The sequence below is a fragment of the Streptomyces sp. NPDC001027 genome (genome assembly GCF_040299045.1).
Taxonomy (GTDB): domain Bacteria; phylum Actinomycetota; class Actinomycetes; order Streptomycetales; family Streptomycetaceae; genus Streptomyces.
Window position 1 is genome coordinate 1 of record NZ_JBEPBI010000271.1, and the last position, 9,920, is coordinate 9,920.

General features: G+C 71.6%; 8 protein-coding genes and 1 CRISPR repeat array. Of the genes, 6 read left to right on the forward strand and 2 right to left on the reverse strand.

Annotated features, from left to right (window positions below; all coding sequences use genetic code 11):
• Positions 1-34 precede the first annotated feature (34 nt).
• Both ABT300_RS37440 and ABT300_RS37445 read right to left on the reverse strand, forming a co-directional pair.
• The gene (locus ABT300_RS37440) at positions 35-361 is read right to left on the reverse strand and encodes a hypothetical protein (RefSeq protein WP_351685754.1); all 327 of its coding nucleotides are present in this window, start codon (positions 359-361) and stop codon (positions 35-37) included.
• Between the two features lie 340 nt (positions 362-701).
• On the reverse strand, positions 702-863 hold the full coding sequence (locus ABT300_RS37445) for a hypothetical protein (protein ID WP_351685756.1): 162 nt from the start codon (positions 861-863) through the stop codon (positions 702-704).
• Positions 864-1,101: 238 nt separating this feature from the next.
• Here ABT300_RS37445 and ABT300_RS37450 point away from each other — a divergent pair, with 238 nt between their 5' ends.
• The 6 genes from ABT300_RS37450 to ABT300_RS37475 are packed head-to-tail and all read left to right on the forward strand — an operon-like array spanning position 1,102 to position 7,471.
• Positions 1,102-1,434, forward strand: coding sequence for a DUF1360 domain-containing protein (locus ABT300_RS37450; protein WP_351685758.1), 333 nt, complete (start codon positions 1,102-1,104; stop codon positions 1,432-1,434).
• A gap of 3 nt (positions 1,435-1,437) precedes the next feature.
• Positions 1,438-3,177 (forward strand): hypothetical protein, encoded by a 1,740-nt coding sequence (locus tag ABT300_RS37455; RefSeq protein WP_351685760.1) that lies wholly within the window; start codon positions 1,438-1,440, stop codon positions 3,175-3,177.
• A complete protein-coding gene (locus ABT300_RS37460) occupies positions 3,174-3,374 on the forward strand; it encodes a hypothetical protein (RefSeq protein ID WP_351685762.1) in 201 nt (66 codons plus the stop codon). Before ABT300_RS37455 ends, ABT300_RS37460 begins: the two co-directional genes overlap by 4 nt.
• Entirely contained in the window at positions 3,367-7,107 is a 3,741-nt protein-coding gene (locus ABT300_RS37465) for a phage minor head protein (RefSeq protein ID WP_351685764.1), read from the forward strand. The genes ABT300_RS37460 and ABT300_RS37465 overlap by 8 nt, the downstream gene beginning before the upstream one ends.
• A gap of 2 nt (positions 7,108-7,109) precedes the next feature.
• On the forward strand, positions 7,110-7,268 hold the full coding sequence (locus ABT300_RS37470; protein ID WP_351685766.1) for a hypothetical protein: 159 nt from the start codon (positions 7,110-7,112) through the stop codon (positions 7,266-7,268).
• A complete protein-coding gene (locus ABT300_RS37475; RefSeq protein WP_351685768.1) occupies positions 7,265-7,471 on the forward strand; it encodes a hypothetical protein in 207 nt (68 codons plus the stop codon). Before ABT300_RS37470 ends, ABT300_RS37475 begins: the two co-directional genes overlap by 4 nt.
• Before the next feature lie 517 nt (positions 7,472-7,988).
• Positions 7,989-9,910: direct repeats of the CRISPR family, unit length 29 nt; unit sequence CGGAACACCCCCGCGTCGGCGGGGAGGAC.
• Positions 9,911-9,920 lie beyond the last annotated feature (10 nt).

The window sequence follows — 9,920 nt, forward strand, 5'->3', positions numbered from 1 at the left end:
GCCCGGGAGCACTCTGCTCCCGGGCGGCCCCACTTCACCGGCTCTGGAGCCAGTAGTAGAGACATCCGAGCGTGAAGGTCACGATCGCCTTCACGGCCACACGCACGAGCTCGTCACTCGCGGTGTCCAGCAGCCGGCGCGCCCGCATCCGGGCGGGGCTCAGCCGCTTCGCCTGCGGTCCCTCGCCGAGCGGGGGACCCTCCAGGTGCTGGTCAGGGTTGCTCTGTCGGTGGGAGCCCGTAGGCTCGTCCTTGGTAGGAATCGCTGCCTCCTTCAGGTCGGCGTTTGCTGCTGTCGAATCGGTGGCCTCCTGTTGCGAGCAGGGGGCCGCCGCCGTGTTGGCGACGGCACCGAAAGGCACCAGGGATCAGTGTGCCCTGTCGCTCTGACAATGGGGCGTCCACGCCCGGCGTGACAGGGCGACGGGTGATCTCCGCGCTGCACCCGTCGTGGGAAACGTGCTGGGAAAACGCTCTGAGCTGGGTATAACGCCACCCAAGGACGGTCGTCCCGTCCGTTTCCGTCGACTGCCGGGCGGTGCCCGCGATACGCCGCAGCTCCGCCCGCCGGCGTCGACCAGCCCCCGTTACGACCTGCACTTTTCGGGTCCGTGGCCATGCCTTGGCTGACCCGCCCGGGCGCAGGTTTCGGCGGGTGATGTCGGCGAAGGAGCGGATGACGGAGTTGTGGGTTTCCGCAGATCACACCCCGCCGGTGAAGTCCTCTTGCGGATACAGGGCCACTGCGTAGACGTCGTGGGAGACGCGCTTCGCCTGCTCGGACAAAGCGCTGTGCGCAGTGAGCATGTTGTGCCTGGACTCGTGGACGAGCATGTAGATCTTGCCGAGGTCGGCCACGTTCAACGTGAAGCTCTCAAAGTTCTCCGCCTGTTACATGTCGCAGATGTTCTTGACCTCGCCGCGCGCGAGTGCCCGAGGAGGGGCGGTGGCTGCGGGGCGCGTACTCCCGCGCCGACCGGACGCTGCATCGACATAGCCGCCGCCCACGACCGGCGACCGTAGCAGTCGCGCACTACGCACGCAGTGGCGCGCAGTATCCTTGCCGTCGATCTGACCTGGGGATCTTCACAGGAGGCGGCCCGTGATCTCTCTGCCCGTGCTCGCGCTACTCGGCTTCGCCGCATACCGCGCGACCCAGCTCGGCGTCCATGACTCGATCCTGGACCCGGCCCGGGACCGCCTCAACGCCTGGTACGCGGGCAACGTCGACTCCAATACGCGCGGCTTCCTCGTCCAGCTGATCAGCTGCGTGTACTGCCTCGGCTGGTGGCTGTCCGGCATGACGCTCCTCGCGTACCTCCTCGCCACCGGCAGCTGGGATGACGCCCCCTGGCTCGTCCACGGCATCGAATGGTTCGCGGTGGCCGGCGTGCAAGCCCTCCTCAACCGCCGCGACGACACGTTCGGCGGCTGACCCGTGCCCCGACAGCTCACCGCGGCAGCCTCCCGCTACAGCGTCAAGACGACGAAGAGCCGAGCGTCCCGCACCGACAACTCGTGGCAGCAAGAGGCGTGGCGGTTCTTCAAGGAAGTCCCCGAGGTGCGGTTCGCCGGCACGTGGGTCGGCAACGCCATGGGCGGGGCCAGCCTGTTCGCGGGGCGCCGCGCCGAAGACGGCACGATCGAACGCGCCCCCGCCGGGCATCCGGCAGCCGAGATCGTCCGGGAGATCGCGGGCGGCCCTGACGGGCAGTCGAACCTCCTCGGCGACTTCGGCCCGCACCTCGTCGTCGCCGGGGAAGGCTGGGTCGTGGTCCGGCCCCGCGTCGACAAGACCGGCACGATCGACGGCTACGACTGGCGGGTCCTGTCGACGCGTGAGGTGAAGCAGCAGGGCGGCGGCAAGCTCACCGTCGAGATCGACGGCGAGGACGTGCCAGTCCCGCCGTACGACCCGGACGCCGAACCCGACCCGACCGCCCCCATCGCCATACGGGTGTGGAAGCCGTCCCCGGACCGGCATATTGAGGCCGACAGCCCCGTCCGCTCCAGCCTCGTCCTCCTGGAAGAACTCCAGCTGCTGAACGCGGCCGTCGCGGCGATCGCCCGGTCCCGCATCACCGGCCGTGGCGTCCTCCTCGTCCCCAAGGGCACCAGGTTCCCCACCTCCCCGGGAACGGCCGGCGACGCCGAGGACGACCTGCTGGAGGTGTTCCTCGAGGTCGCGTCGACCGCGATCCGTGAACCCGACTCGGCGGCGGCGACCGTGCCGATCATCCTCGAAGTGCCGTCCGAGGTGATCAGCGACATCAAGTGGATGTCGTTCGAGTCGAACTTCGACGAGCTCGCCCTGAAACTCCGCGAAGAGGCGATCCGCCGCTTCGCGAACGGCCTGGAGGTCCCCGCCGAAATCTTGCTGGGGCTGTCCGACGCGAACCACTGGTCGGCGTGGGCGATCTCCGCCGAGGCTGTCCGCCTGGGTGTTGAGCCGCGCCTCGCTCTCGTCGCCTACGCCCTCACCACGCAGTGGCTGCGCCCCCTCCTCGAGGACCAGGGCGTGGAGGACGCCGAGGAGTGGCTCGTCTGGTACGACACCAGCCAGCTCCGCATCCAGGCCAACCGCGCCCAGACCGCCCTGGAGGCGTTCCAGGCTGGCCTGATCTCCGCCGCCGCCGCCCGCCGCGAGACCGGCTTCGACGAAGCCGACGCCCCCACAGCGGCCGACGTCGCAGCGCGCAAGACCACCACCCAGGACACCGAGGGCAACGCCGACGAGGAGACGCCGAGCAACGTGACGACCCTGCCCGTAGGAGAGACGACGAGCATCCCGGACACCCTGGCCGCGACCGCCGCCCACCCGGAACGCGTCCTGGCCGCCGTCGACGGACTGATCTGGGCCGCGCTCCAGGCCGCCGGCGAACGCCTGAGGAACAAGCCGGCCTGCCCTCGATCCGAACGCGCCCGCGCCCGCGAGATCGTCCCCGCCGAGCTGCACACCGTGTTCCCGGTAGAGCCCGACATGATCGACGCCTGGCACCTCCTCGACGGGGCGTGGGCCCGAGTCCCCGAGATCGCCCGCCGCTACAGCCTCAACCCGGGATGCCTGACCGACGTCCTGGACGACTATGCGCGGGCCCTGTTCGCCGCACGGCACCCGCACACGTACGAGGACACAGCCCGCGTACTGCGCGCCCCGTGCCTCGCCGAGGCCGCATGAACAGCCGGGAAGCGCGCCTCACCGTCACCGTCGCCACCAGCCTGCCCCGGCCGACATGGTGCCCCGACTGCAAGGCGAACAGCGCCCTCGCCGTCGACGTGTACGCCCTCTTCCCGACCGGCGTGACGTTCATCAGCACCGTCGCCGTCTGCGAGATCTGCGACGACCCCGACGACCCGGAGGTGAACCGTGGCTGACCCGATCGATGCGCTCACCGCGGCAGAACAGGCCATCGCCGACGAGGTGCGCGCCGTCCTGGACGACGTCGCCAAGGAGATAGCGGCCGAACTCGCCGACGCGACACAGATCGTCGCCGCCCGCTTCTCCCTCGCCCAGATCGGCCGCATGTGGACGCAGCGCGTACCGCGCCTGGTGCGGCGCCTCCTCGGTGTCGCCGAGACGGCCGGCCAGCAGGCGGCGAGCGACGTCGGCACGGAACTCCCCGCTGGCTGGGACGACCTGCCCGGCCGCCACGATCGCGGCGACGACATGCCCGCCTCCCTCGGCTCGTACGTCACCGACACAGAGCACCTGCTGCGGGCTGTCGGGGACCGGCTCACCGAGGCCGCCGTCACCGAGCTCGCCGCAGGCCTCGACGCCGGCGAGGACGTCGCCGCGCTACGGGCCCGGCTGCGCAGTCTGTTCTCCCGTGACGGTGTCGAGCTGGGCGAGACCCGGGAGGAGCGCATCGCGCGCACCGAGTCCACCCGGGCGTGGAACGCCGCCACCCTCGCCGCCGCAGAAGACCTGCGCGGGGAGGGACGGCCCCTCGTGAAGCAGTGGCAGACCCGCCGCGACACGAAGGTCCGCGACGCCCACGACGACGCAGACGGGCAACTCCGCCTCCTCGACGAAGCCTTCACCGTCGCCGGCGTGGCCATGGCCTACCCCGGCGACCCGACCGCCCCCGCAGCCCTCACCGTCAACTGCCGGTGCGTCCTGCGATTGGCGCCAGAGCAGCGCACCGCCGCCTACGGATCGAAAGAAGGGCAGCGCCCTGAAGTCTTCGGATCGAAGGAAAAGATGGCCGCAGCTGATGGGAGTCACCTCATGGGCGGCATGATCGCGCTCCTGCCGCGCGAAGAAGACGCCCAGTTCCTCGCCCTTGAGGATGGGGAAGACACCGGCGAACTCCACTGCACTCTGTGGTTCCTCGGCGACGACGCCGCCCAGTGGACCGACGACCAGCGCAACGAACTCGTCAAAGTCGTCCGCGCCCGCGCCGCCGACCTCCCCGGCCCGGTCGTCGCCCGCGCGTTCGGCGTGAACCACTGGAACCCCGACTCCGACAACCCGGCCTGGGTGTGGGCTGTCGGCGACGACCGCGACCACGACGGCACCAGCCTCCTCGACGCACGCGGCCTGGCCTCCTGGTCGCTGGAAGACACCCACGACCGGCCCGACACCCCCACCCAGCACACGCCGTGGGTAGCGCACGTCACCGGCACGTACGGGGCTGACACATGGCCGTTCGATCAGATGTGCGAACGGCTTGGTCCGATCGTCTTCGACCGGATCCGGGTCGCGTTCGCCGGCGACCACTACGACATTCCGCTCGGCCCCGCAGAGGAGGAACCCCCCATGGCGACACCCGCGCACACGGAACCCGAACCCCCGCCGCCGCCCGTCCGCTCCTGGTCGACGCCCGACGGCGCCGCGCTCGCCTTCGAGAACGAGCAGACCGGCGACGGCCGCGTGTTCGCCCCCAGCGCCCTGTTCTGGGACGCCGCGGGCCCGTGGCCGCTCCAGTACGCGGAAGCCATGGGGCAAGGCCACGAGGGCGCCGAACTCGCCGGCGCGATCCAGACCCTCGGCAGGGAAGGCAACCGCATCACCGGCACCGGCGTGCTGTACCTGACGCAGCCCGCCGGATTCGACGCCGCGATGCTCCTCGACCAGGAAGCGCCGCTCGGGGTGTCCGTCGACCTCGACGACGTCGACTTGCAGCTCGTCGACACCACCACCAGCGCCGAAGACGAGGAAGCCGGATCGTCGTTCACCCTCGCGGCGTCGTTCGCTTCGGCGAGCGTCATGCGCCTCGCAGACGGGGCGTGGATGATCACCGGCCGCAGCAGCGCCGAGTGGACTGCGTCCGGCGCTGAGATGGCCCACAGCGCCCGCTCGGTGATGCTGTTCACCAGCCCCGGCGGCACCATCACCGCCGGGACTGCTCGCCGGGTCTTCGGCGAGCACATCACCGCGGCGGCCGGCGACTCCGACAACCCGGAGGGCGTCGTCTTCCATGAGGAGAAGTCCGGCGACTACCTCGTCCGGATCACGCGGGCCCGGCTGCGCGGCGCGACCCTCGTGTCGATGCCCGCCTACAACAAGGCCCGCATCGTCCTCGACCCGCTCGACGAGCAGACCGCGTCGGCGCCGATCGTCGCCTCGTCCGGCGGCGGGCATGAGCGGCTCGTCACCTACGTGCGGAGCTCCCCGACTCCCGTCGGGCCCCGCCACCTGTCCAGCAAGCTGAGCATGAGCCTGGAGACGGTCCACTCCCACCTGTCGCGCGCCATGGAAGCCGGCACCGTCGTACGGATCGCCCGGGGCCTGTACGTGGGGGCGTCGACGATCCCGGAAGGGCACATCAGCGCGGCGGCGTGCGGCGACCTCGACCTGCCCGTCCACGACGACCGCGACGCCCCCTGGGACGCCAGCAAAGCCGCCACGCGGGTTCTCGCCTGGGCCACCGACGACGAGGGCGACGTCGACCCCGACCAGCTCGCCCAGGCGTACCTGTGGCGCGACCCAGACAAGGACCCGGCGACGGCCGGCGCGTACAAGCTGCCCTTCGCCGACGTGTTCGGCGACGGCGACGCGCAGCGCCTGGAGATCGTCGCAGGCGGCGTCACCTCGGTTGCCGCCGTCCTCGAAGGGTCTATGGGCGGCGTCGACCTGCCCGACGACGACCGCACCGAGATACGCGCCCACGTCGACACGCTGTACGGGAAGCTCGAGAAAGCGTTCGACGACCCGGCGCTCACCCCGCCCTGGGGAGATGAGGCGACGGCCGCCGCAGCCCTCGACGCCCTGTACGACGATCGCGGCGCGGAAATCGTCGCCTCCGCCTGGCATGCAATGCAGGACGAGAAGCCGATGCCCGCAGCCTGGTTCCGGGAACCCACCCCGGAGGAGCTGCCGCCGGGCAGCGGCGGCGTCCACATCATCGACGGCCGCGCCTACGGCTGGGTGGCGCAGGCCGGCGTACCGCACGCCGTGCACGGCCGGAAGGTCACCATCGAGAAGCTCGCCGCCCGGGGCCTGGACCTGTCCCACTTCCTGAGGGCCCGATTCCGCCTCGACGACGGGACGGACGTCCGCGCCGGCGCGATGACGATGAACGTCGGCCACCACCGCGACGGCTACGAATGCGAGAGCGCGGTCTGCCAGTTCGACGACTCCCGCACCGTCGCAGCCGTCGTCACCGTCGGCGTGAACGAGGGCGGCCTGTGGTTCTCCGGCGCCGCAGCCCCATGGCTGTCCCCGTGGGACCGCACCGTGTTTGCCGCCTGCCAGCCCTCGTACCACATGACGCAGGGCACGGACGGCCGCTGGCAGCTCAAGGCCGTGCTGTCGGTGCCCGTGCCCGGGCACTCGTCGCCGCTCACCGCGGCCGCCGTCGTCGACCGGGCGAACATGGCGCTCACCGCCGCCGTATTGTCCGCCGAGTCCAGCACGCCCCCGGTCGTCGAACCGGAACCCGAACACACGGCCTCGAGCGACGGCGCCCCGGCCGCGCACAGCGCCGAGGTGACCGCCGCGCTCCTGGAGCCCGCGTTCCTCGACCAGTTCGCCGACGCCCTCAAGGCCCGCGAGGAAGCCCGCGCCGCTGCCGCGCGCGCTGAGCTCGCCGAACTCACCGCCCGGCTCGCGCCCGTCCGCGCCGAGCTTGCCGCAAGCGCTGCCCAGCAGCCGGAAGGGAACTGACCATGCCGTGCGCCTGCCAGAAGAACAAGACGCAGTACGAGGTCGTCGACGCTGCTGGGAAGCGGGTGTTCGGGCCCACCCCGTATAAGACGACCGCCGACGCCATGGCCGCGCGCGGTGCAGGCCGCGAGGTTCGCGAGGTCCCCAAGGGCGGTAGGTGATGGGCTGCGGCTGCAACAAGCCGAGGATCCGGCCCCCCTCCGCTCCCGCATCCGGTAAGCCGGCCCGCGTCCTGCACCGCGTCGTTCTCAACGGCGGGAAGGGCAAGGTCGCCTTCCAGACCCACAACCCGGAGGCGGCGAAGAGCGTAGCCAAGAACTACCCGGGCAGCGTCGTCCTCGCCGAGGGCGCTGAACCGGGCTGAGAACAGGCGGCGTTGGACTCTGCTCTCGCGCCCTGACACCCCTGGCGTGGGAGGACGGCTGGTCCGTTACCACAAGGTCGAAGTCGGCTTCGGCGGAACACCCCCCGTCGGCGGGGAGGACCGGGCCTCGAGCAGCCCGAAGATCCGGGCGTCCGGACTACCCCGTGTCGGCGGGGAGGATCGGATCGCCGAGCCCCACGTCTTCCTCGCCGACAGAACACACCCGCGTCGGCGGGGAGGACGTGGCGACGCCGGGGAACGTCGTGGACTACGACGGAACACCCCAGCGTCGACGGGGAGGACGGTCCGCTCGGCGGCAGCCTGACGCGGCACAACGGAACACCCCCGCGTCGGCGGGGAGGACGCCAGCCCACACGGCGAGGACGTGCGCGAGGGCGGAACACCCCCGCGTCGGCGGGGAGGACTGGGCCGTCAAGCCGGTCGAGGTCCCCGACGACGGAACACCCCCGCGTCGGGGGGAGGACGCGTTCTTGCCCATGGCGGATTCCTCAGCCTTCGGAACACCCCCACGTCGGCGGGGAGGACCGCATCGAACGCAAGCTCGACGAAGTCCTCGCCGGAACACCCCCGCGTCGGCGGGGAGGACATGAGGCAGGACAGGCGCGGATTGCGGGCCGCCGGGACACCCCCGCGTCGGCGGGGAGGACGCCGGGCTCGACTGGGATGACGTGAAGGACTTCGGAACACCCCCGCGTCGGCGGGGAGGACGGAAGCCGGGCGATCTCCGTCACGAACACGGGCGGAACACCCCCGCGTCGGCAGGGAGGACCATGCCTACCACCCCCTCAGGGCGTCCAGCGCCGGAACACCCCCGCGTCGGCGGGGAGGACGGGGTACGGCTGCGCGGCGGGGGTGGGCTGGCCGGAACACCCCCGCGTCGGCGGGGAGGACGAAGCCCCGTCCGGGGAGGCGTGGACGGTGAGCGGAACACCCCCGCGTCGGCGGGGAGGACTTGTAACGCCAGTTCGGCAGGGGCTGGAGCACCGGAACACCCCCGCGTCGGCGGGGAGGACAGGTGCTGGTGGTAACCGCCGTCGACCCACACCGGGAACACCCCCGCGTCGGCGGGGAGGACTGGAGAGATTGGACGAGCTGGCCTCGTCGTGGCGGAACACCCCCGCGTCGGCGGGGAGGACTGTGGCTATAACGTCAATCCAGTTGCACTCGACGGAACACCCCCGCGTCGGCGGGGAGGACGGCGGGAGCGGCCGGGAGAGCAGCCCGGTCAGCGGAACACCCCCGCGTCGGCGGGGAGGACGACGTCGTCGGCGGCTCCGGTGTCGATGAGTGCGGAACACCCCCGCGTCGGCGGGGAGGACTCCGGGGTGAGGGGTCGTGCTCCGCTGCCGGCCGGAACACCCCCGCGTCGGAGGGGAGGACGCCCCGCCTCCCATGCTCACCAGTCCCGGGAACGGAACACCCCCGCGTCGGCGGGGAGGACGATCTGCCGCAGGTTGAGCGGGCCCCCCTGCGCGGAACACCCCCGCGTCGGCGGGGAGGACCGCTTCAGCTTGGGGCACGACTGCCCCACCAGCGGAACACCCCCGCGTCGGCGGGGAGGACGTCAACGGGAAGTGTCGAGAAGTCGCGAGAAGCGGAACACCCCCGCGTCGGCGGGGAGGACGACCTCGTCCCCTACGAAACGCTCCGCGACTACGGAACACCCCCGCGTCGGCGGGGAGGACCTGATGCGCGTCCTCCTCAACGGAGCATCCGGCGGAACACCCCCGCGTCGGCGGGGAGGACCAAAGAAAGTGGCACCTACCGACCGGTAGAGACGGAGCACCCCCGCGTCGGCGGGGAGGACTCGGCACACCAAGCGTGTGCCTTGCCGCACGACGGAACACCCCCGCGTCGGCGGGGAGGACGGTGGCGGTGCACCCGTCCAAGCTGGAGTGATCGGAACACCCCCGCGTCGGCGGGGAGGACCAGTTCGACGCGGCCCAGAACGGATTCATCATCGGAACACCCCCGCGTCGGCGGGGAGGACGCATCCCTCAAGCGCCTGGCCGCCCGCCATGGCGGAACACCCCCGCGTCGGCGGGGAGGACCGAGCTGAAGAAACAGGCGCGCGAGGAGGGGTACGGAACACCCCCGCGTCGGCGGGGAGGACGCACGGGATAGGGCGACCGTCGGCCCGTTGAGCGGAACACCCCCGCGTCGGCGGGGAGGACCAGCGCAGCGACGGCACCGGCCAGGCCGCCGACGGAACACCCCCGCGTCGGCGGGGAGGACGGCACCGTGACGTCCTGCGAGACCAGCTCGGGCGGAACACCCCCGCGTCGGCGGGGAGGACAAGAGTTCGGGCCTGCGGGTGGCGTGCATCGCCGGAACACCCCCGCGTCGGCGGGGAGGACCCGTCCATCGACAGCGGCGACTGGTGCCGCTCCGGAACACCCCCGCGTCGGCGGGGAGGACAAGAGTTCGG

Excerpts from the sequence above, each read along its gene's own strand:
- ABT300_RS37460 (WP_351685762.1), top strand. The coding sequence starts at position 3,174 with ATGAACAGCCGGGAAGCGCGCCTCACCGTCACCGTCGCCACCAGCCTG.
- ABT300_RS37470 (WP_351685766.1), top strand. The coding sequence starts at position 7,110 with ATGCCGTGCGCCTGCCAGAAGAACAAGACGCAGTACGAGGTCGTCGAC.